At 65.4% G+C, this 21,621-nt stretch carries 21 protein-coding genes and 1 pseudogene; 18 read left to right on the top strand and 4 right to left on the bottom strand.

Annotation, left to right across the window (positions count from 1 at the left end; all coding sequences use genetic code 11):
* Nucleotides 1-40: 40 nt before the first annotated feature.
* Together LRP30_RS38670 and LRP30_RS38665 are read right to left on the bottom strand one after the other, a co-directional pair.
* On the bottom strand, nucleotides 41-1,465 hold the full coding sequence (locus tag LRP30_RS38670) for a methyl-accepting chemotaxis protein (RefSeq protein ID WP_249758204.1): 1,425 nt from the start codon (nucleotides 1,463-1,465) through the stop codon (nucleotides 41-43).
* A 175-nt stretch (nucleotides 1,466-1,640) separates the two neighbouring features.
* A complete protein-coding gene (locus tag LRP30_RS38665; protein ID WP_249758203.1) occupies nucleotides 1,641-3,380 on the bottom strand; it encodes a methyl-accepting chemotaxis protein in 1,740 nt (579 codons plus the stop codon).
* Between the two features lie 223 nt (nucleotides 3,381-3,603).
* Between LRP30_RS38665 and LRP30_RS38660 the strand changes: the two genes are divergently transcribed.
* The 8 genes and pseudogenes from LRP30_RS38660 (at nucleotide 3,604) to LRP30_RS38630 (ending at nucleotide 9,228) form a co-directional block, all read left to right on the top strand.
* Entirely contained in the window at nucleotides 3,604-4,350 is a 747-nt protein-coding gene (locus tag LRP30_RS38660; protein ID WP_126261898.1) for a YebC/PmpR family DNA-binding transcriptional regulator, read from the top strand.
* 212 nt (nucleotides 4,351-4,562) lie between these two features.
* A complete protein-coding gene (ruvC, locus tag LRP30_RS38655) occupies nucleotides 4,563-5,090 on the top strand; it encodes a crossover junction endodeoxyribonuclease RuvC (RefSeq protein ID WP_249758202.1) in 528 nt (175 codons plus the stop codon).
* Nucleotides 5,087-5,704: a Holliday junction branch migration protein RuvA gene (gene ruvA, locus LRP30_RS38650; RefSeq protein ID WP_249758201.1), complete on the top strand. Its 618-nt coding sequence runs from the start codon at nucleotides 5,087-5,089 to the stop codon at nucleotides 5,702-5,704. Before ruvC ends, ruvA begins: the two co-directional genes overlap by 4 nt.
* Nucleotides 5,705-5,724: 20 nt before the next feature.
* Nucleotides 5,725-6,759: a Holliday junction branch migration DNA helicase RuvB gene (gene ruvB / locus LRP30_RS38645; RefSeq protein ID WP_206732769.1), complete on the top strand. Its 1,035-nt coding sequence runs from the start codon at nucleotides 5,725-5,727 to the stop codon at nucleotides 6,757-6,759.
* 99 nt (nucleotides 6,760-6,858) lie between these two features.
* Nucleotides 6,859-7,056: pseudogene (locus tag LRP30_RS45315) on the top strand (DUF6869 domain-containing protein); the annotation flags it as partial.
* Between the two features lie 186 nt (nucleotides 7,057-7,242).
* On the top strand, nucleotides 7,243-8,163 hold the full coding sequence (locus LRP30_RS38640) for a metallophosphoesterase (protein ID WP_249761931.1): 921 nt from the start codon (nucleotides 7,243-7,245) through the stop codon (nucleotides 8,161-8,163).
* 69 nt (nucleotides 8,164-8,232) lie between these two features.
* Nucleotides 8,233-8,682, top strand: coding sequence for a tol-pal system-associated acyl-CoA thioesterase (gene ybgC / locus LRP30_RS38635; protein WP_164934731.1), 450 nt, complete (start codon nucleotides 8,233-8,235; stop codon nucleotides 8,680-8,682).
* 78 nt (nucleotides 8,683-8,760) lie between these two features.
* Nucleotides 8,761-9,228 (top strand): nuclear transport factor 2 family protein, encoded by a 468-nt coding sequence (locus tag LRP30_RS38630; protein WP_249758200.1) that lies wholly within the window; start codon nucleotides 8,761-8,763, stop codon nucleotides 9,226-9,228.
* A gap of 172 nt (nucleotides 9,229-9,400) precedes the next feature.
* On the opposite strand, the gene LRP30_RS38625 is transcribed toward LRP30_RS38630, so the two are convergent.
* Together LRP30_RS38625 and LRP30_RS38620 are read right to left on the bottom strand one after the other, a co-directional pair.
* Nucleotides 9,401-10,105, bottom strand: coding sequence for a type 1 glutamine amidotransferase (locus LRP30_RS38625; RefSeq protein ID WP_249758199.1), 705 nt, complete (start codon nucleotides 10,103-10,105; stop codon nucleotides 9,401-9,403).
* 53 nt (nucleotides 10,106-10,158) lie between these two features.
* Nucleotides 10,159-11,085: a LysR substrate-binding domain-containing protein gene (locus tag LRP30_RS38620; RefSeq protein ID WP_128936558.1), complete on the bottom strand. Its 927-nt coding sequence runs from the start codon at nucleotides 11,083-11,085 to the stop codon at nucleotides 10,159-10,161.
* Nucleotides 11,086-11,356: 271 nt separating this feature from the next.
* Here LRP30_RS38620 and LRP30_RS38615 point away from each other — a divergent pair, with 271 nt between their 5' ends.
* From LRP30_RS38615 to LRP30_RS38570, 10 genes are all read left to right on the top strand, one after another.
* Nucleotides 11,357-12,391 carry an ABC transporter substrate-binding protein gene (locus tag LRP30_RS38615; protein ID WP_249758198.1) on the top strand — a complete coding sequence of 345 codons (1,035 nt, stop codon included), beginning with the start codon at nucleotides 11,357-11,359 and terminating at the stop codon, nucleotides 12,389-12,391.
* A gap of 26 nt (nucleotides 12,392-12,417) precedes the next feature.
* Entirely contained in the window at nucleotides 12,418-13,458 is a 1,041-nt protein-coding gene (locus LRP30_RS38610) for an ABC transporter ATP-binding protein (protein WP_249758197.1), read from the top strand.
* A complete protein-coding gene (locus tag LRP30_RS38605) occupies nucleotides 13,455-14,330 on the top strand; it encodes an ABC transporter permease (RefSeq protein WP_249758196.1) in 876 nt (291 codons plus the stop codon). The genes LRP30_RS38610 and LRP30_RS38605 overlap by 4 nt, the downstream gene beginning before the upstream one ends.
* Entirely contained in the window at nucleotides 14,327-15,133 is an 807-nt protein-coding gene (locus tag LRP30_RS38600; RefSeq protein ID WP_091880538.1) for an ABC transporter permease, read from the top strand. The genes LRP30_RS38605 and LRP30_RS38600 overlap by 4 nt, the downstream gene beginning before the upstream one ends.
* Nucleotides 15,134-15,141: 8 nt before the next feature.
* Nucleotides 15,142-16,338, top strand: a complete 1,197-nt coding sequence (locus LRP30_RS38595) for an FAD-dependent oxidoreductase (protein ID WP_249758195.1) — start codon at nucleotides 15,142-15,144, stop codon at nucleotides 16,336-16,338.
* Between the two features lie 31 nt (nucleotides 16,339-16,369).
* Nucleotides 16,370-16,666, top strand: coding sequence for a (2Fe-2S)-binding protein (locus LRP30_RS38590; protein ID WP_249758194.1), 297 nt, complete (start codon nucleotides 16,370-16,372; stop codon nucleotides 16,664-16,666).
* Nucleotides 16,663-18,081 carry a (2Fe-2S)-binding protein gene (locus tag LRP30_RS38585; RefSeq protein WP_249758193.1) on the top strand — a complete coding sequence of 473 codons (1,419 nt, stop codon included), beginning with the start codon at nucleotides 16,663-16,665 and terminating at the stop codon, nucleotides 18,079-18,081. Before LRP30_RS38590 ends, LRP30_RS38585 begins: the two co-directional genes overlap by 4 nt.
* Entirely contained in the window at nucleotides 18,078-19,199 is a 1,122-nt protein-coding gene (locus tag LRP30_RS38580) for an FAD-dependent oxidoreductase (protein WP_128945095.1), read from the top strand. Before LRP30_RS38585 ends, LRP30_RS38580 begins: the two co-directional genes overlap by 4 nt.
* 228 nt (nucleotides 19,200-19,427) lie before the next feature.
* Nucleotides 19,428-19,775 (top strand): RidA family protein, encoded by a 348-nt coding sequence (locus tag LRP30_RS38575; protein WP_128936549.1) that lies wholly within the window; start codon nucleotides 19,428-19,430, stop codon nucleotides 19,773-19,775.
* A gap of 171 nt (nucleotides 19,776-19,946) precedes the next feature.
* A complete protein-coding gene (locus tag LRP30_RS38570) occupies nucleotides 19,947-21,560 on the top strand; it encodes an ABC-F family ATP-binding cassette domain-containing protein (protein WP_249758192.1) in 1,614 nt (537 codons plus the stop codon).
* The last annotated feature ends 61 nt before the right edge of the window (nucleotides 21,561-21,621 follow it).

Raw genomic sequence — 21,621 nt, 5'->3', positions numbered from 1 at the left:
GGGCGCCGGAGCGCCGTCGCGCAAGGCGCCTCGCGGGCCGTCAGCTCTGGCGAAAACCCATCCGGAAGGCGCCCCAGTGCTTGCCGCGGACCATGATCGGCGAGGACAGATCCTTCATCAGCACGAACTGCCCGCCGCCCATGTCGCGGCGGTAGGTCTGGAGCAGGAACGGCTTGGTGTTGGCCGCGACCTTCTTGACCGCGCGATCGGTGAACAGGCGGCGATTGCGGCAATTGGCGTTGTTCCAGACCGGGTCCTTGCCCTGCGGCAGACGGTAGTTCGGATTATGGGTCGGCAGATAGCCGCCCTTGGCCCAGGCGACGCAGAACACGATGCGGGGATCGGATTTCTGAATCGGGTCCTGGATCGCGGGCAGCACGCGATCGGTGAACTCGACGTATTTGGTGAGGTATTGTTTCGGATCGGTGCCGGGAATTTCGCGGTACGTCTCATCCATGAGCTGGTCGAGCGTGATATCGCCGCGATCGATCGCCGCTTCGAACTCGGCGGAGATTCGCTTGGCGGTCTCGACGACGACGCGGATCAGCGGCGCGTCCGACGTCTCCACGCCGCTGTCGGCGATCAGCGCGATCAGGCCTTCGGAAGTGTCGAGCAGCTTTGCCACCCGCTCGTCGGCGTTCTTGAGATCGCGCGAGGACAGATCGACGCCCTTGGCGAGCTCGTTGAGCTCGCTGATGACGGTGTCGCAATGTCCGAGATTGGAGGTCGCCGCGCGCGTGACGCTGTCGATCTCCGCTTCCACGGAGGCAAAGCCCTGCTGGACGCGTGAGATGATGCCGGAGATCTGCTGGGCACCTTCGCCTGCGGTCTTCGCGCGCTGCGAGGCGTCGCTGCTCTCGCCGATCAGGCCCTCGATCTGGCCGTCGAGATCGCGCACGGTGTCGGAGATCTGATGCGTGGCCTGGCGGGTGGCTTCCGCGAGGTTCTTCACTTCGCTCGCGACCACGGCGAAGCCGCGGCCGGCATTGCCGGCGCGCGCCGCTTCGATCGTCGCGTTCAGCGCAAGCAGATTGGTCTGTTTCGCGATCGCCTCGATCGAGCCTGATACCTTTGCCACCTGCGCCAGCGCCGAGCCGACGGCGCTCAAGCGCGCTTCGATGCGCTCCACCGCGGCGACGAGCTCGGAAATGTGGCTGACCGCGGTATCGACTGCGCTGCGCGACTGCACGATCTCGCCGACCGCCGCGGACGTGGTCGTTTGCACTGCCTGTGATGCATTGGCGATGTCGTGGTTGGCCGAGACCATCGTCTCGGCCGTCTTCTGGAGGTGGTGGAACCGTTCCGACTGGTTCGCGACGCGGTTTGCGACTTCCTGGACGTTGCCGGCGATGTCGGCGAGCTCCACGCCGAGGCCGCCGATGCGATCGGCGAGCTGGTCGATCAGTCGTTCGGCCAGCGTCCGGTTGGAGCCGGTGTCCATGACTGCAACTTGAGCGACGGACATGTTCGATGAATCCTCCAGTCAGAGCCGTTCGCCGGCTCGCGGCGGCATTCCCATTCCAATGATGACTTAAGGGATGATTCGCCGCCGCCGTCTTGCCTGAGCGTGCACGAGGGCCATTCTTTGGTTGGAGCATGGTCTTGTAGAAAGACCGCTGCACAACTTTTCCGATTATGCTCTAGAGCTTGTAAGCGGTGCGGAATCCACCCCAGTGCCGGCCCTGCACGCGGATCGGGACGTCGATCTCCCGCATCATGACCGTGTTCCCGTTGCCCATGTCGCGCGCATAGCTTTGGACCAGGTACGAGCGCAGGTTGCGTGCCGCGGCCAATCCGGCCGGATCGTTGAATATCCGCCGGTTGCGGCTGTTGGCCATGTTCCAGGCGACATCGCCCGGCCGCTGCGGATGCGAATAGATCTTGTTGTGTACCGGCAGGAAGCCGTTGCGGTCGACCATGGCGCAGAACGCCATGCGCGGCTCCTTCGCCAGAAAGGCTTCCTGGAACGGAGGCAGCGCCCGGTCGGCCCAGTCGAGATACTTCGTGCGATATTGCTGCGGATTGGTGCCGGCAATTTCCACATAATCGGTGTCGAAGAGGTCGTCGATCCTGACCTCGCCGCGCGCGATCGCCTGCTCGAATATCCTGGTCAGCGCGTTGCCCGCTTCCATGGCGCGGGTGACGAACTCCGTGTTCTCCTCATGGATCGACCACAGCCTGTCTTCGATCTTCTCGCGGAGCTCGGTATTGGGATTGACGAATTGCGCGCGGGCGCCGGCCTTGGATTGCTCGACCACGCGCAGGCGGCAGGCGCCGACGTGTTCGAGGCTGCCTTCGATCAGCGCTTGCGGCGCAAGCCGGCCTGCGTCTGCGCCGCCGATCAGCACGCCGTCCATCGCGATTTCATAGACCGGCATCACGCCGCGCGCGGTTTCGAACTTGAGATGGCAGGGCAAGCGCTCGGTCTTGCGGCGGTCGTCGTGCTCGCTCTGGCGGAGCAGCACGGCGCAGCGCGATTTCAGCTTCTGCGCGAAAGTGGTGACGGCGCGGCCGGCGCTGGCGACATTCTCGCCATGGGTCTCGGCCGCCTTGGTCGCGGCATCGATCTCGGCCGCGCTCTCGCCGACCGAGACGATGAATTCCGACGCGCTTGTCGCATTGCCGGAGACTTCGCTGGTGGTGGCGTTCTGCTCGGCGACCGCGCCGTTGACGGTCGCGAACACCGGGCGGATCGCCTCGATCGCCTGCGAGATGCGATGCACCGCATCCGCGGAGCCGGCAGCGTCGCGCTGGAGCGCGTCGATCTTCCGGGTGATCTCTTCGGTCGCGCTCTGGGTCTGCACCGCGAGGGCCTTGACCTCGGTGGCGACGACCGCGAAGCCTTTTCCCGCAGCGCCGGCACGAGCGGCCTCAATGGTCGAGTTGAGCGCGAGCAGCGTCGTCTGCCGCGCGATCTGCGCGATCAGATTGACGACATTGCCGATTGCGGCGGAGGATTCGCGCAAGCGGTCGACGTTGGCGCGGGCTTCCTGCGCCGCGGCGCTGGCCTCGTCGGCGAGCTTGCCGGCCTCGCGGACCTGCGCCCCGATTCCCAGCGCGGACTGCGTGAACTTGTCGGCGGCATGGGCGAAGGTGGAGGCGGTCGATTGCGCCGCGTTGGTGCGGCCGGTCAGGGCGTCGGTGCGGTCGCGAATGGCGGCAAGGGTTGCGGCGGTCGCCTCGGCGCCGCCGGCCACCGAATTGGCGGCGCGCTCGAGCTGGCGGATCATGGCGCCCAGCTCGAGTTCCAGCAATTCCAGGATCTCCCTGGCGGAATCGCCGTCCGTGGCGGGGACGGGCTCGAAATTGGCCACCGGCTGCGGAGCTGCCGCGGGCGCAGCCATCTCCGGCAGACGCTTCCGAAATAGTCCGAACGCCATCACGTCTCTCTTGTCGGGGAACGGGCGGACGCTATTTTCGCAGGCCGAAATGAAATCAGGGTTAACAATGCCCGACCTCTAGGCACGGACCATTACGGTGGCTACCTCTACAGTGCTACCTTAAAGTACCAGAGCCCTTTGATTCCGGTGGGTTGGCGGCCTATAAGGCCGCGCTTCCCACCCCATCGGCGAACGATTCCAAAGACCATTCAAGAGATCACGCATGGCCGGACATTCCCAATTCAAGAACATCATGCATCGCAAGGGGCGGCAGGATGCCCAGAAGTCGAAGCTGTTCGGCAAGCTGGCGCGGGAAATCACCGTCGCGGCCAAGCTCGGCACCCCTGACCCCGCCATGAACCCGCGCCTGCGCGCCGCCGTGATCGCCGCGCGCCAGGAGAACATGCCGAAGGACAATATCGAGCGCGCCATCAAGAAGGCGCTCGGCAGCGACGGCGAGAACTATGACGAAATCCGCTACGAGGGCTACGGCCCCGGTGGCGTCGCCGTCATCGTCGAAGCGCTGACCGACAACCGCAACCGCGCCGCTTCCGACATCCGCTCCTTCTTCACCAAGTCCGGCGGCAATCTCGGCGAAACCGGCTCGGTCTCGTTCATGTTCGACCGCACCGGAATCATCGAGTACGACCGCAGCGTCGCCTCCGACGACGCCGTGCTGGACGCCGCGATCGAAGCCGGCGCAGACGACGTCGTTTCCGGCGAGGGCGGCCACGAGATCTATGCCTCGACCGAAGGCTATCGCGACGTCGCCAAGGCGCTGGAAGCCAAGTTCGGCGAGCCGCGCAAGGCCGCGCTGATCTGGAAGCCGCAGAACACGGTTGCGGTCGACGACGAGACCGGCGAGAAGCTGCTCAAGTTGATGGACCTGCTGAACGAGCACGACGACGTCCAGAACGTCTACGCCAATTTCGAGGTGTCGGACGCGCTGATGGCGAAGATGGGTGGGTAGGGCACTCTCGTGTCCCGGACGCGCTGCAGCGTGAAACGCTGCTGCGCAGAGCCGGGACCCATCATTCTCTAGGCATCGATGGCTAAATGGGCCCCGGTTCAGCGCCGCACCGCTTTGCGCTGCGTCGCGCCCGGGGCACCAGACCGGCTTTCCCCTGTTACTTCCGTTCTGTTTCTGTTTCGCTTCCAGTGGCCAGCCGCTATCACTGGCGCATGACTGCGCTCCCGATTCGTAGCCCCGTTCGCATCATCGGCATCGACCCCGGCCTGCGCCGCACCGGCTGGGGCGTGATCGAGGCTGAGGGCAATCGCTTGATCTACGTCGCCTGCGGTTCGGTGGAACCGCCGGACGATTTGCCGCTGTCGAGCCGGCTGCTCGCGATTCATGAGGGGCTCGCTTCCGTTCTTTCCGCTCACAAGCCGATGGAAGCCGCGGTCGAGCAGACGTTTGTCAACAAGGACGGCGTCGCGACGCTAAAGCTCGGCCAGGCCCGCGGCGTTGCCATGCTGGCGCCGGCGATGTTCGGCATCAGTGTCGCCGAATATGCGCCGAACCAGGTCAAGAAGACGGTGGTTGGCGCCGGTCACGCCGACAAGCAACAGATCGCGATGATGCTCAAGATTTTGCTGCCCAAGGCCGAGCCGCCGTCCGCGGACGCCGCCGACGCGCTCGCCATCGCCATCACCCACGCCCATCACCGCCAGAGCACGGCGCTTAGGCTGAAGGTGGTGGGGATATGATCGGCAAGCTCAAGGGCCTGATCGATTCCTACGGCGAGGATTTCGTCATCCTCGACGTCGGCGGCGTGGGCTATCAGGTGCACTGCTCGTCGCGCACGCTGCAGCATCTGCCGTCGCCGGGTGAAGCGGCCGTGCTGTCGATCGAGACCTATGTCCGCGAGGATCAGATCAAACTGTTCGGCTTCCGCACCGACCAGGAGCGCGAATGGTTTCGCCTGCTTCAGACCGTGCAGGGCGTCGGCGCCAAGGTCTCGCTGGCCGTGCTCGGCACGCTGGCGCCAGCCGACCTCGCCAATGCCATTGCGCTGCGCGACAAGGCCGCCGTATCCCGCACGCCGGGCGTTGGCCCCAAGGTCGCCGAGCGCATCGTCACCGAGTTGAAGGACAAGGCGCCGGCCTTTGCCAATGTCGATCCAGCCGTGTTGCATCTCGCCGGCGCCGTCGACGACCAGCGCGCGCCGCGCCCCGTGGCGGATGCGATCTCGGCGCTGGTCAATCTCGGCTACGGCCAGCCGCAGGCGGCTGCGGCGATTGCGTCCGCGTCGCGCAGTGCCGGTGAAGGCGCTGAGACGGCGCAGCTCATTCGCCTCGGCCTGAAGGAGCTCGCGAAGTGAGCGACCCCAAGGCCAACCGCATGGTCTCGCCCGAGCGCCGCAGCGATGATGTCGGCGACACCGCGCTGCGGCCGCAGTCGCTGTCCGACTTCGTCGGCCAGCAGCAGGCGCGCAAGAATCTCTCGATCTTCATCGAAGCGGCGCGCAAGCGCGGCGAGGCGCTGGATCACGTGCTGTTCGTAGGTCCCCCCGGCCTCGGCAAGACCACGCTGGCGCAGATCGTGGCCAAGGAGCTCGGCGTCGGCTTCCGTGCGACCAGCGGCCCCGTGATCGCCAAGGCCGGCGATCTCGCCGCGCTGCTTACCAATCTCGAAGAGCGCGATGTGCTCTTCATCGACGAGATTCATCGTCTGAGCCCTGCGGTGGAGGAAGTGCTCTATCCCGCGATGGAGGACTTTCAGCTCGACCTCATCATCGGCGAAGGGCCGGCCGCGCGCTCGGTGAAGATCGAGCTGTCGAAATTCACCCTGGTTGGCGCTACCACGCGCGCGGGCCTGCTGACGAATCCGCTGCGCGACCGCTTCGGCATTCCGGTCCGGCTCAATTTCTACACCATTGAAGAACTCGAGAGCATCGTCAGCCGCGGCGCACGCGTGCTCAATGTCGGCATGAGCGCGGACGGCGCCAACGAGATCGCGCGCCGCGCCCGCGGCACGCCGCGTATCGCGGGCCGTCTGCTCCGCCGGGTGCGCGATTTCGCTTCGGCAGCCGATGCCGACAAGATCGACCGCAAGATCGCCGACCACGCACTCAGCGCGCTCGAAGTCGACGCCGCGGGCCTCGATGCCATGGACCGCCGCTACCTCACGACCATCGCGCTCAACTATGGCGGCGGACCGGTCGGCGTCGAGACCATGGCCGCCGCACTGTCCGAGCCGCGCGATGCGATCGAGGACATCATCGAGCCCTATCTGATCCAGTGCGGCTATCTCCAGCGCACCCCGCGCGGCCGACTGCTCACCTCGCACGCCTTCCGCCATCTCGGTCTTGCCGAACCCTCGCGCGATGCGGCCCAGTTCGGCTTGTTCGGCACCGACCAGGCCGAGGACGACTGACTGCCTGAGACGGTGAACCCACCGGTTCAATCCCATCACTAATCCGAACGCGCGGCGAACGGCATCGCCGCTCACGCACACGGATTGGAGTGGGAAGCAATGGGGCCGACGAACGACACCGGATTGCTCGAGCCGCGCCGCGATCGGGTCGACCTCATCCTGGAGATGCTGAAGATCGAAGCCAATCCGGTGCTGCTATCCCTGCTGGCCGCGGGTCCCCTCGAAGACGTGATCAGCGCCGGGACGATCGACCGCATCGAGCGTGAGGCGCGTGTCAATGAACGTTTTCGCGATCTGCTCGGCGGCGTCTGGTACTACCGCGCGCCCGATGACGTGAGGACGCGGCTGGATGCGCTGATTGGCGAGAGCCGCTGGTCATTTCTGTGCAGGCGTCTGCACCAGGATGCAGACGGTCTGCACGAATGCACCCCAATTCCGCTTCAATCGGGTCGCATCGAGAAGCTGCATCACCATCGAGCGTCCATGATCACTCGCCGCCATCTCATCCGTTCCATTGGCGCCCTGTCCGCCTTCGGCGCCTCGACTGCGGCCTATGGTGTCGGCGTCGAGCCGATGCTGCGGCTTCGCGTTACCCGCTATCATCCGATGCCGCGGCAGTGGCCGGCGGATCTTCCGCTGAAGATCGCTGTCATCGCCGACATCCACGCCTGCGATCCCTGGATGCCGCTGGACCGGATCGAGGCCGTCGTCGACCGCACCAACGCGCTGAAGGCTGATATCATCGTGCTGCTCGGCGACTATGTCGCCGGCCTGCAGCAGGTCACGCGTATCATCCCGTCGAGCGAATGGGCCAGAGTGCTGGCCGGCCTCAAGGCGCCGCTCGGCGTCCACGCCGTCATGGGCAACCACGATTATTGGGACGACAAGACCGTGCAGCGGGCCGGACTTGGCCCGACCATCGCGCATCGCGCACTGGAAGCCGCCGGCATCCCCGTCTACGAGAACGATGTCGTGCGCCTCACCAAGGACGGCCGACCGTTCTGGCTCGCCGGTCTCGGCGATCAGCTCGCCTTCCTGCCGGCGCGACGCTTCCGCAGCATGGTGCACTTCGGTGCCGACGATCTCAACGCAACGCTCGCCAAGGTCACGGACGACGCGCCCATCATCCTGCTCGCGCATGAACCCAACATCGCGCCGCGTGTGCCCGCGCGCGTCGCGCTGCAACTGTCCGGCCACACCCATGGCGGCCAGGTCCGCCTGCTCGGTTGGTCGCCGGCGGTTCCGCCGCAGCATGGCATCCGGCTCGCCTATGGCCATGTCCGGCTGAAATGTGACGTCATCATCTCCGGCGGCCTCGGTTGCAGCATCATGCCGCTCCGCGTCGGCGTGCCGCCTGAGATCGTCGAGGTGACGCTGGGGCGAACCGCACCGGTTGTGTCCTAGCCACGCTTGCGCGACCGCCTGTTTTTGCGCAAAACGGGCGGGTTACAGAGAAGCGAAGAGGCTCGCGACGTGACAGCTCATCTCGACGGCGAGATCCGCGACGGCCGCCACCACATGCAGGTCCGTGTCTATTACGAGGACACGGATTTCTCGGGCATCGTCTATCACGCCAATTATCTGCGCTACATGGAGCGCGGCCGCACCAATCACCTGCGGCTGATGGGCGCCGAGCAGCAGGCGCTGTTCGAGCAGGTGGAGACGGAAGGCGCCGGCTTCGCCTTCGTGGTGCGCTCGATGCATCTGGACTTTTTGAAGCCCGCGCGGATGGACGACGTGCTCGACGTCGTGACCTGGCCGATCGCGGTCAAGGGCGCCTCGATCATGCTGGGGCAGGAGGTGAGGCGTGGTGAGGACGTGCTGGTGAAAGCGGAGGTGCGCGTCGCCTTCATCAGCGGCGGCCGCGCGCAACCGATTCCGAAATCGATCCGGACCTTGATGAAGGCCGATCTGATTTCGTGATCGCCTGATTTGTAATGGCCTATCGACTTCGCCAATCGCAGCGATAGATTGCGGCCCCAACCAACCGATGAGGCCATCATGTCGCGCCCGCCGCTTCCGCCTTTCACCCGAGAGACCGCTGCGCAAAAGGCGCGCATGGCCGAGGACGCCTGGAATTCGCGCGATCCGGCGCGCGTCGCGCTCGCCTATACCGAGGACAGCCGCTGGCGCAATCGCTCGGAGGTTTTTCAGGGCCGCGAGGCCATCGTCGCCTTCCTCACCCGCAAATGGGAGAAGGAGCACGACTATCGCCTGATCAAAGACCTCTGGGCCTTCGACGGCAACCGCATCGCGGTGCGCTTCCAGTACGAATGGCACGATGCCGGCGGCCAGTGGTATCGCTCCTACGGCAACGAGCAGTGGGAGTTCGACGAGCACGGCCTGATGAAGCGGCGAGAGGCCTCGATCAACGACATCGCGATCGCGGAGAAGGACAGCCGCTTTCACTGGGCCGCGCCGGGGCCGCGGCCGGCCGATGTGCCGGGGCTGGGAAGCGATCCGTTCTGAGGTGCTTTCTCTCCCTCTCCCCGTTCTTACGGGGAGAGGGTTGGGGTGAGGGGCTGCTTCAGCAAATTCGATGGCTGACGGACTCGCGGAGAATCCCCCTCACCCGGATTGCTCAGGCGCGCAATTGCGCGCCAAAGAAATCCACCTCTCCCCGCAAGCGGGGCGAGGTGAATCACCGCCGCGCCAAGAACCTCGTAATCGCGCCGCCGAGCGTCGCGTTGTCCATCGGCTGCGCCAGCGACTCCCTCGCCGTGGCGACGACATCATCCGGTGCCTTGCCGTCGCGTAGATCGCAGCAGACTTGCGCGAATTCCACGTCGAATTCCGGATGCGGCTGCACGGTCAGCGTTGCGCCGTTGGCGTAGAGCAGGCCGGCATGCGGGGTGAACTCGGAGGAAAGGATCGTCAGCGCATCGTTCGGCGGTTCGATCACCTGGTCCTGGTGCGAGGCGGCGATCGCGACCGCCTCGCCGTCGACCACGCCGTTCTCCGGCAGCACCTGATAGACGTGACGGCCGATGCCCCAGCCCTTCTCCGACTTGCGCACGGTGCCGCCGAGCGCCTGCGCGATCAGCTGATGGCCGAAGCAGACGCCGACCATCGGCGTCTTGTTGGCGTAAGCCGTGCGCACGAAATCTTCCAGCGGTGCGATCCAGTCGAGCCCGTCATAGACCCCGGCCGCCGCGCCGGTGATCAGCACGGCCTCCAAGCCGCGCGGATCGGGCAGCGCATCACCATTCGGAATGCTGACGATGTCGACTGTCGCCGTCGGGTCCTCGGCGCGGATCATGCGCTCGAACATGTCCGGAAACGAGCCGTGGCGCTCGCGATGCTTTTGAGGAACGAGCCCGGTCTCGATGATGGTGATGCGTGCCATGTGCTGCCCTGCTGAGACAGGGAAGATACAGCAGGACCTGCACGACGTCCAAGTCAGCCGGGCGCAAAACCGTTTGCGGACTGGTCTTCGAGCTCGGTGAGCGCCTTGCGCATGGTCTCGACCAGATCCAATGCCACCGGCGAGGGGCTGCGCTGCGCCGGGAAGACGGCCGAGAACTCAAAGTCGATGCGCGGCAGGAAGCGGCGTACGACGACGCCGCGCGTGGCAAATTCCTGCGCGGTGAAGGGATCGCAGATCGACACCCCAAGTCCCGATGACACCATGCCGCACATGATCTCCGACAGCGTGGTCTCGACGCGGAGCACGCGGCGGACATCGTGGCGGTGGAAGGCTTGGTCGACGAGGTGCCGGCTCGACGATCCCGCCGACAGCGAGATGAACGTCTCGCCCTCGAAATCGCGCGGCTGCAGCACTTCTTTCTCCGCCAAATGGTGCCCGGTCGGCAGCACCGCGACACGCGCCAGCGCCGGCAGTCGCAGACTTGGCAGGCCGGAATGCGCGATCGGCACCTCGGCAAAGCCGATGTCGCACTGGTTGTTCAGCACCCAGTCGACCACGATCGGCGAGATCACGCCGAAGAAAGCGAGGTTGAGGTTGGGCCGCTCCTTCAAAAAGTGTCCGGCGAGCCGCGGCAAATAGCCGTTTGCCAATGCCGGCAGCGCGGCGATGCGCAGCGAGCCGGTGCGGCGACCGCGGATTTCTTCGGCGGCCGCGGTGATGCGTTCGAGACCGACGAACGAGCGCTCGACTTCCGTGTAAAGCGCCATCGCCGCCGCGGTCGGCACGAGGCCGGTGCCACGTCGTTCGAACAGCTCCATCTTCAACAGCGCCTGGAAGTCGCGCAGCAAGCGGCTGACGGCGGGCTGCGTCACCACCATCAGCTTCGCTGCCTCGGTGACGCTGCCGGTCAGCATCGTCGCGCGGAAGGCCTCCACCTGCCGCGAATTGATCCGCGCCATCCCGCAATCCATTCATAACATTTTTGCATGCAGAGGGTGCCATTATTCATTGGACGATGGAAGTATACGTCTGCGATCTTTTTCATCAGAGCTGGAGCCAGCCCGCTTTTTCGGCAGATTGGAGGGGTTCAAACCTCCAGATCGCGCCAAAACCCGCCGAGCAGGGGCCGGAGCCCTGATTGGAGAGGATTGCGCGGAAGGAAATGCGGAAGGCGCTTCGGCCGGAGACTTGTCGGCACGTCACCTCATTCCGGTATGGAGATCGGTCCACATGAAGACTTCTCGCCTTCTGACTTCGCTCAGCATCGTGGCGCTCATGGCCGCCTCGTCGGCCGCCTTGGCCCAGCAAAAGACGCTCTACGTCGCCGGCTACGGCGGCTCGTTCGAGAAGACGATCCGCGACGAGGTGATCCCGACTTTCGAGAAGGAAAACGGCGTCAAGGTCGAATACGTCGCCGGTAATTCCACCGACACGCTGGCAAAGCTCCAGGCGCAGAAGGGCAATCAGCAGATCGATGTCGCCATCGTCGACGACGGCCCGATGTACCAGGCGATCCAGCTCGGCTTCTGCGGCAAGCTCGACGGCCTGCCCGCCGATCTTTACGACACCGCGCGCTTCAAGGACGATCGTGCGGTTGCGATCGGCATCGTCGCGACCGGCCTGATGTACAACACCAAGGTGTTCAAGGAGAAAGGCTGGGCGGCGCCGACCTCGTGGAACGACCTGAAGGACACCAAATACGCCAAGCAGCTCGTGATCCCGCCGATCAACAACACCTATGGCCTCGAAGCGCTGGTGATGCTGTCGAAGATGAACGGCGGCGGCGAGACCAACGTCGATTCCGGCTTCAAGATCTTCAAGGAGCAGATCAATCCGAACGTGCTCGCCTATGAGCCGTCGCCCGGCAAGATGACCGAGCTGTTCCAGTCCGGCCAGGCCGTGATCGCGGTGTGGGGCACCGGCCGGGTGCAGAGCTTTGCCAACACCGGCTTCCCCGTCGACTTCGTCTATCCGAAGGAAGGTGCCGCGACGCTGCTGACGACGGCCTGTCCGATCAACAAGCCCAACGCTTCGCCGCTGGCCGCGAGCTTCGTCAAGATGCTGCTCGATCCCAAGATCCAGCTCGTGATGCTGAAGGACTACGGCTACGGCCCGGTGCTGAAATCGCTGGTGATCCCGCCCGAGCTCGGCAAGATGGCGCCGATCGGCGAGCGCGCGGCCGAGCTCTATAATCCGGACTGGACCGTCATCAACGAGAAGCGCGAGGAGTGGACCAAGCGCTGGAACCGCGAGGTCGAGCGCTGATCTGATCGTCACAGCGGAGACCGCGCATGGCCTATCTCGAGCTCGATCGGGTCGCCAAACAATTCGGCACGCAGACTGTGGTCGACAACTTCAGTCTGTCGGTGGGGAAGGGGGAGTTCATCTCCTTCCTTGGCCCGTCCGGCTGCGGCAAGACCACGACGTTGCAGATGATCGCGGGCTTCCTTGATCCCACGCGCGGCGCGATCCGCCTGGAGGACAAGGATCTGACCGCGATTCATCCGGCCAAGCGCGGGCTCGGCATCGTGTTTCAGAGCTACGCGCTGTTTCCGCACATGACCGCGGCGGAAAACGTCGCATTTGGTCTGGAGATGCGCAACGTGCCGCGCGCTGAGCGAGCCGAGCGCGTCCGTGCCGCGCTCGCGATGGTCGGCCTTGCCGGTTACGAGGACCGTCACCCGCGCCGGATGTCCGGCGGCCAGCAGCAGCGCGTAGCGTTGGCCCGTGCGCTGGTGATCAAGCCGAGCGTGCTGTTGCTCGACGAACCGCTGTCCAATCTCGACGCAAAGCTGCGCGAGGAGATGCAGATCGAGCTGCGCCAGATTCAGCGCACCATCGGCACCACTACGATCCTGGTCACCCACGATCAGAACGAGGCGATGTCGCTGTCCGACCGCATCGTGGTGATGAGGCAGGGCCGCATCGAGCAGATCGGCACGCCGCAGGAGACCTATGAGAAGCCGGCCTCGGCCTTCGTCTCGCAGTTCCTCGGCAAGACCAACGACTTTGCGGCGACGATCGATCGAACCGTGATGCCGGCGCGGCTGACTGCGGGCTCCTGGAGTGCGCCGGCACCGGCGGGCCTGAATGGCCCGGTGACCATCAGCATCCGCCCCGAGCGCATCGGTTTTGGCGGTGCCGGCCTCAGCGCAAAAATCGTCACCCGCATCTTCCAGGGTAACCACTGGCTGTTCCAGTGCGAGAGCGAATGCGGCCCGGCGATTGTGATCCGCCAGAATGATGGCAACGCCCAGCCAACCGAAGGCGAGGCCGTTCATCTCGCCTGGCGGCTGGAGGACATGAGCGTGCGCGCGAGGAGCGTCGCATGAGCGCGGCCGCCGAGGAGCGCAGTGCGCGTGCGCCATGGGCGCTGACGGCGCCTGCGCTGATGCTGTTCGTCGGCGTGCTGCTGATCCCGCTGGCGATGACCGTGATGCTGTCGTTCCACGATTGGGGCCAGTACAAGGGCATCGAGCCGGTCTTCATCCTGAAGAACTGGCACGAGATCGCGACCGATCCCTATTACGCAGAAATGTTCTGGCGGACGTTTCGGATCGCTATTCTCACCACGCTGCTCACCGCCGTGCTCGGCGCACCCGAAGCCTACATCCTCAACCGCATGAGCGGCCGCTGGAAGAGCCTTTTCCTGCTGATCATCCTCGGCCCGCTGCTGATCTCCGTGGTGGCGCGTACGCTCGGCTGGGCGCTGCTGTTCGGCGGCAATAATGGGCTCGTCAACAAGCTCTTGATGTCGCTCGGGATGATTCGCTTCCCCATTCCCTTCATGTTCACCGAAACCGGCATGGTGGTCGCGCTCGCGCATGTGATGATGCCGTTCATGGTGCTGTCGGTGTGGGCGGCGCTGCAGCGGCTCGATCCGCAGATCGAGAATGCCGCAATGTCGCTCGGCGCGACACCTGCGACCATCATCCGCCGCATCATCATGCCCCAGATCATGCCGGGCGTGCTCTCGGGCGCGATCATCGTGTTCTCGCTATCGGCCAGCGCCTTTGCGACGCCGGCGATCATCGGCGGCCGCCGGCTCAAGGTCGCTGCGACGCTCGCCTATGACGAATTCCTCAACACGCTGAACTGGCCACTCGGTGCTGCGGTCGCGACGCTCCTTCTCGTGGCGCTGGTGCTGATCGTGGTCGGCAGCAACGGGCTGGTCGAGCGCCGCTATGCGGAGGTGTTCCGATGAGACGGAACGGCCCGCTCGCGCTGATCTTCCACACCATCTTCGTCATCGTCATGGTGGCGCCGATCCTGGTCGTCTGCCTCGTCGCGTTTACACCCGAGGGCTTCCTGTCGTTGCCGACCAACGGTTTTTCGCTGCGCTGGTTCAGGACGATCGCGAACTACCCCGAATTCATCCACGCCTTCTGGGTCAGCCTCGGCCTCGGGGCGCTGTCGTCCTTGGTGGCGCTGCTGTTCGCGGTGCCCGCGGCGCTTGCGATCGCGCGCTACCGCTTCCGTGGCCGCGATGCGCTGGCGGCGCTGTTCCTGTCGCCGCTGATGATTCCGCATGTTGTGCTCGGCATCGCCTTCCTGCGCTTCTTCACCTCCGCCGGTCTGGGCGGCAGTTTCGCGGCGTTGATCATCGCGCATGTCATCATCGTGTTTCCGTTCGCGTTGCGGCTGACTCTCGCGGCCGCAACCGGCATGGATCTTTCGGTTGAGATGGCGGCGGTCTCGCTCGGCGCGGGCGGCTGGACGCTGTTCCGCCGTGTGACGTTGCCGCTGATCCTGCCCGGCGTCATCAGCGGCTGGGCACTCGCCTTCATCCAGTCCTTCGACGATCTCACCATGACCGTCTTCCTCGCGGCGCCCGGCACCGAGACGTTACCGGTGCGCATGTTCCTTTATATCCAGGACAACATCGATCCGCTGGTGACGTCGGTCTCGGCCTGCGTGATCGCGATCACCATGACCGCCCTCATTCTGCTCGACCGCTTCTACGGGCTCGACCGCGTGCTCGCCGGCAAGGGCGATACGGGACGATAGGAGAATCTATGTCTAAAGCGTTTTCGAGCGAAGTGGACGCCGGTTCGCGTAAAGAAAACGCGTCAAAACAAAAGTCTGAATATGACGTCGCCGTCGTCGGCGGCGGCTTGCTCGGCTCCGCCATTGCTTGGGGCCTCGGCCGGCTCGGCAAGCGCGTAGCCGTGCTCGACGAAGGCGACATCACCAAGCGCGCCTCGCGCGCGAATTTTGCGCTGGTCTGGGTGCAGAGCAAGGGACTCGGCATGCCCGCCTATACGGTGTGGACCGTGCAGGCGTCGCAGGCGTGGGGCCGGCTGGCGTCGGAGCTGAAGCAGCAGACTGGCCTCGACGTCTCGCTTCAGCAGAACGGCGGCTTCCACCTCACGCTCGGCGAGGACGAATTCGGCCAGCGCGCCGAGCTGGTCAAGCGCATGCACAACCAGGTCGGCGCGGCCGACTACAAGATGGAGATGCTCTCCGCTTCCGACGTGAAGAAGTCGCTGCCGCTGATCGGCCCGGAGGTGTCCGGCGGCAGCTATTGCCCGCTCGACGGCCACGTCAATTCGCTGCGCACGTTCCGCGCCTTCCACACCGGCTTCATTGCGTTCGGCATCGACTATTTTCCGGAGCGTCCGGTCTCGGCGATCAGCAAGAGCGGCGGCGAATTCCGTCTGACCACGCTGAAGGGCGAGCTGCGCGCCGCCAAAATCGTCCTTGCCGCCGGCAATGCCAACCAGACGCTGGCGCCGATGGTCGGACTCTACGCGCCGATGGGCCCGACCCGCGGTCAGATCGTGGTGACCGAGCGCACCATGCCGTTCCTGCCGCATCCGCTGACCACGATCCGCCAGACCGACGAGGGCACGGTGATGATCGGCGACAGCAAGGAGGACGAGCTCGACGACCGCGCGCTGAAGCATTCGATCAGCGCCGTGATGACCGATCGCGCCCAGCGCATGTTCCCGCATCTGTCGCGACTCAATGTCGTCAGAAGCTGGGCCGGCATCCGCGTCATGCCGCAGGACGGCTTTCCGATCTACGACCAGTCGGAGACGCATCCCGGCGCCTTCGTCGCCTGCTGTCATTCCGGCGTGACGCTCTCCTCCAACCACGCCTTCGAGATCGCGCGCATGGTGGCCCAGGGCGCGCTGGAGCCCGAGCTGGTCGGCGCGTTCTCGGCCAGTCGGTTTGGCGGTGCCGGCGCTGCGAATAACAGCGGCTATTAGAGATCCAAGGAAGGAGCCAAGAGGCATCCCCATGTTTAGACGATCCGAACAGGACAAGCGCCCAAACGTGCAGATCTTCGTCGATGGCGTTGCCGTCGCGGCACGTCAGGGCGACACCGTCTCCGCGGCGCTGTTGGCCTCCGGCTGCGACGTGCGCAGATCGACCGCGGTGAGCGGCGCGCCGCGTCTGCCCTATTGCATGATGGGCGTGTGCTTCGACTGCCTCGTCACCATCGACGGTGTCGGCAACCGGCAGGGCTGTCTCGTGCCGGTCGCCGACGGCATGCAGGTCGAGATCCAGAAGGGCAAGCGGGAGATCGGAAAATGACTGTGGCTCCCAAACGCGAAGCCTACGACGTCGTGGTGATCGGCGCCGGTCCCGCCGGCCTCGCCGCGGCTGCGACATCTGCTGAAGCCGGCCTGTCGACGCTGCTGCTCGACGAGAACATCGGTCCGGGCGGTCAGGTGTTCCGCGCCATCGCCTCGACGCCGGTGACAGAGCGCAACCAGCTCGGGGCCGACTATTGGGCCGGTGCCGATCTCGTGCAGGCGCTGCGCGCCAGCAGCGCCGAGGTCATCCATCGCGCGACGGTCTGGAGCCTCGACCGCAATCTCGAGATCGCGGTCTCCATCGGCGGCGCCTCTGCCTTCGTCAAGGCGCAGCGTGTGATCCTCGCGACCGGCGCGCTGGAGCGGCCGTTTCCGATTCCCGGCTGGACGCTGCCGGGCGTGATGACGGCGGGCGCGGCGCAGACGATGTTGAAGTCGTCGGCGCTGGTGCCTGACGGACGCACGGTGATCGCCGGGCAGGGGCCGCTGCTCTGGCTGCTCGCCGCGCAGATCCTGCGTCTCGGCGGCCGCATCGACCGCATCCTGGACACCACCGAGCGCGGCAATTATTTCGCCGCGCTGCCACACGCCTTCGCCTTCCTGACCTCGCCCTATTTCGCCAAGGGCCTGTCGATGATGCGCGAGGTGAAAGCAAAGGTGCAGGTCGTATCAGGGGTGACGGAGCTCTCTGCGTCCGGCGAGGGTCAGCTCGCGAGCGTGAGCTATGTCGCCGGCGGCAAGCGCGAGACCATTCCTGCGGATCTGCTGCTGCTGCATCAGGGGGTCGTGCCCAACGTCAATCTGGCGATGGCGGCCGGCGTCGAGCATCGCTGGGACGAGCTGCAATTGTGCTGGTCGCCGGTGCTCGATGCGAGCGGGGCTTCGTCGGTCGCAGGCATCGCGATCGCCGGCGACGGTGCCGGCATTGGTGGCGCGAATGCCGCCGTGGTGCGCGGTCGCATCGCGGCGCGCGCGGCGGTGGAAGCGCTGGCGCCAGCGGCTGCCGCGAAGCTCACATCGTTGGCGGCGCTTCGTGCCGATCTCGCCAGGGCCGAGCGCGGCCGCGTCTTCCTCGACACGCTGTTCCGCCCCGCGCAACAGTTCCGCATTCCCACAGGCGACACCATCGTCTGCCGCTGCGAGGAGGTCACCGCAAAGGACGTTCTCGACTCCGTCGCGATCGGCGCGACGGGGCCGAACCAGCTCAAGGCCTATCGCCGCACGGGCATGGGTCCGTGCCAGGGCCGGCTCTGCGGTCTCACCGTCACCGAGCTGATGGCGCAGGCGCGCGGGAAGACGCCGCAGGAGATCGGCTATTACCGGCTGCGCGCGCCGGTGAAGCCGATCACGCTCGCCGAGCTCGCCGCCGTCCCGAAGAGCGAGGCCGACGTCAAGGCGGTGGTGCGCGGATGACCAAAAACGTGGATGCGATCGTCGTCGGCGGCGGCATCCACGGATGCTCGACCGCGCTGCATCTATGCCTTGCTGGCATGAAGCCGGTGCTGATCGAGAAGGACTATGCCGGCCGGCACGCCTCGGGCGTCAACGCCGGCGGCGTGCGCCAGCTCGCGCGGCACATCCCTGAGATTCCGCTCTCGATCCGTTCCATGGGGATTTGGGAGAAGATCACCGAGCTCGTCGACGACGATTGCAGCTTTGAGAGCCATGGCCAGGTGCTGGTTGCGGAGAACGAGGAGGAGCTTGCGGTCTGCCGCGCGCGTGTGGCCGAGCTCAATGCGCTCGGCTTCACCCATGAAGAGCTGATCGATGCGGCCGAGCTGCGGCGGCTCGTGCCCGCGGTCGCCGAGACCTGTCCCGGCGGCGTCGTGTCGCGTCGCGATGGAGCTGCCAATCCGGCGCAGACGACGACGGCGTTCCGGCGCAAGGCCGAGCAGCTTGGCGCGACCGTGCGCGAAGGCGAGGCCGCCGGCAACATCCGGCGGAATGACGGTCTGTGGCATGTCGACGTCGGCTCGGACACCTATGCCGCACCGGTGCTGGTCAACGCGGCGGGCGCCTGGGCCGGCAAGATTGCCGCTGCCCTCGGCGAGCCCGTTCCTGTCGAAACCGTCGCGCCGATGCTGATGATTACCTCGCGCGTGCCGCACTTCATCGATCCCGTCGTGATCCTGCGCGGCCGCAAATTGTCCTTCAAGCAATTCTCCAACGGCACCGTGCTGATCGGCGGCGGCCATCTGGCAACGCCCTATCAGGACCGCAACGAGACGGTGCTGGACTGGAAGAGCCTTGCCATCAGCGCGCGCACCGTGTTCGAGCTGTTTCCGGTGATGCGCAGCGCCACGATCATGCGGGCCTGGGCCGGTATCGAAGCGAAGATGAAGGACGATATCCCCGTGTTCGGCCCGAGCTCGCGTCACCAGGGCCTCTATCACCAGTTCGGCTTCTCACTGCACGGCTTCCAGCTTGGTCCTGGCGCCGGCGCCGTGATGGCGGAGCTGATCGTCAACGGCGGCACCCAGACCCGCGTCAGTGATCTCGGCATCGACCGCTTCCATCCTTCCACGCTCTAGGAACAAGAAGTTGTCGTATCCGATCGATTGCCCCGAGCTCGCTCAACCTCTCCCGCTTGCGGGAGAGGTCGGCGCGAAGCGCCGGGTGAGGGCTCTCTCCACACGGGGAAAGTCCCAATGCGGAGACACCCCCACCCCGGCCCTCCCCCGCAAGCGGGAGAGGGGGCGCACCTCCTTCGTGGCCCTCAGCCGAACTCAACTCCTTCCACGCTTTAAGAAGAGGACATCATGAGCATCACCCGCAGCATCCGCACGCCGATCATGCACCGCGCCGTCGAGGCCAACGGCTTCGTCTTTCTCGGCGGCACCATCGCCGACGACACCTCGGGCTCGATGGGCGAGCAGACCCGCAACATCCTCGGCAAGATCGCCGGCTATCTGAAGGAAGCGGGAACCGACAAGAACCGCATCGTCAGCGCCTCGATCTTCGTCACGGATCTGTCCAAGAAGAAGGAGATGGACGCAGCCTGGACCGAGTTCTTCGGCGACAATCTGCCGACCCGTGCCACCGTCGGCGTCGCCGACCTCGGCGGCAATGCGCTGATCGAGGTGGTGGTCACCGCGCTCAAGGGTTGATCGCGCCGACCACTAGGGATGTCAGCGCTTTCCTCGCGCTGTCGTCCCTTCAAACTGCGGCTTGATCTTGCGCTTCTGCGGCACTAGTTAGAGAGATCTCAATCAGGAACTTCGCAGCCATGGATTTTACCCCGACCGCAAAGCCCATCCGCCTTGCTCACGGGGAATTCCATGCCTGCTTCGATCATCCTGTCGAACCTGTCGCTGTCCACGCCTGACGGCCGTTCGCTTCTTTCCAACATCGATCTGACATTCGCGGCCGAGCGCACCGGTCTCGTCGGCCGCAATGGCGTCGGGAAAACGACGCTGCTTGCGTCGATTTTGGGCGAGCATGTTCCGCAGTCCGGGCGCATTGTTGTCAACGGGACCATCGGCGTGCTGCGCCAGGACGTTCAACCGCCTGCAGATGCGACGGTGGCCGATCTGTTCGGCGCGCGGCGGGCGCTAGAGCTGCTTCGCCGTGCGGGGCAGGGCGACGCCTCGGTCGATGACATCGCCACGATCGACTGGACGCTCGAAGCGCGGCTTCAGGCCGCCCTCGCGCGCCTCGGCTTCGATCCGTCTCCCGACACGGAGCTGTCCTGCCTGTCCGGCGGCCAGATCACGCGCGTTCGCCTCGCCGCACTGGTGTTTGCCGAGCCCGACTTCCTGCTGCTGGACGAGCCCACCAACAATCTCGATCAGGATGGACGCAAGGCGGTGACTGATCTCCTCGCTGCCTGGCGCGGCGGCGCGATCGTCGTCAGCCACGACCGGGGCCTCCTTGAAACCATGGACGCGATCGTCGAGCTGACCTCGCTCGGGTCAACCCGATACGGCGGCAATTGGAGCAGTTTTCGCGCGCAGAAGGCCGTCGAGCTCGCAGCGGTCAGGCACGACCTCGCACATGCTGAGAGGCACCTGTCCGAGATTGACGGCAAGGCACAGGAGGCTACGGAACGGAAGGCGCGCAAGGACAGCGGCGGCAGGAAGAAGCGTGCCAAGGGCGACATGCCGCGCATCCTGGCCGGCGCGCGCAAAGATCGCAGCGAAGACAGCGGCGGCAAGACCGCGCAAATCGCCGAGCGGCGGCGCGCGGAGGCGCTCGCGGCTGTCGACACGGCACGCCGGCGCGTCGAGATACTTCAGCCGTTGTCGGTGAAACTGCCGGCGACTGGCCTGCCGGCGAGCAGGGAGGTGCTTTGGCTCGACGGCGTCAGCGCAGGCTATCGGCCGGAGCAGCCGGTCTTGCGCGATCTCTCGCTTGCGATCGTCGGGCCGGAGCGCGTTGCGGTCATCGGGCCGAACGGCTCCGGCAAGACAACGCTGCTGAAACTCATTGCCGGTGAGTTGCGCCCCGTTTCGGGTACCGTGCGGGTCAGGCCCGACTTCGCGCTGTTCGATCAGAAGGTCAGCCTGCTTGATCCCGCGATCTCTATCCTGGACAATTTCGGCCGTCTCAATCCAACGGCAGGTGCGAACGCGTGCCATGCCGCGCTGGCTCGCTTCATGTTTCGCGCCGATGCCGCCCTGCAGATCGTGGGAAGCCTGAGCGGTGGACAAATGTTTCGCGCGGGCCTTGCTTGCGTGCTGGGCGATTCAAAGCCGCCGTCCCTGCTGATCCTGGACGAGCCGACCAATCATCTCGACATCGAGTCCATCGAAGCCGTTGAAGCGGGCCTGAGGGCCTATGACGGCGCGCTGCTCGTCGTCAGTCACGACGAGGCATTCTTGCAGGCGATCGGGATCACGCGCCGGCTCGAACTTGCCGGCAAGGCGCTTCACGTCAATGGCGGGATCATCTGATCCCGCCTTACGTCCCGATATGGCGGCTAGTCCTGGCGGAGATTTTCAAAAGCCCGACGCC

The organism is Bradyrhizobium sp. C-145 (assembly GCF_023375135.1).
Classification (GTDB): domain Bacteria; phylum Pseudomonadota; class Alphaproteobacteria; order Rhizobiales; family Xanthobacteraceae; genus Bradyrhizobium; species Bradyrhizobium zhanjiangense.
This window is presented reverse-complemented; position numbering and strand designations above follow the sequence as displayed.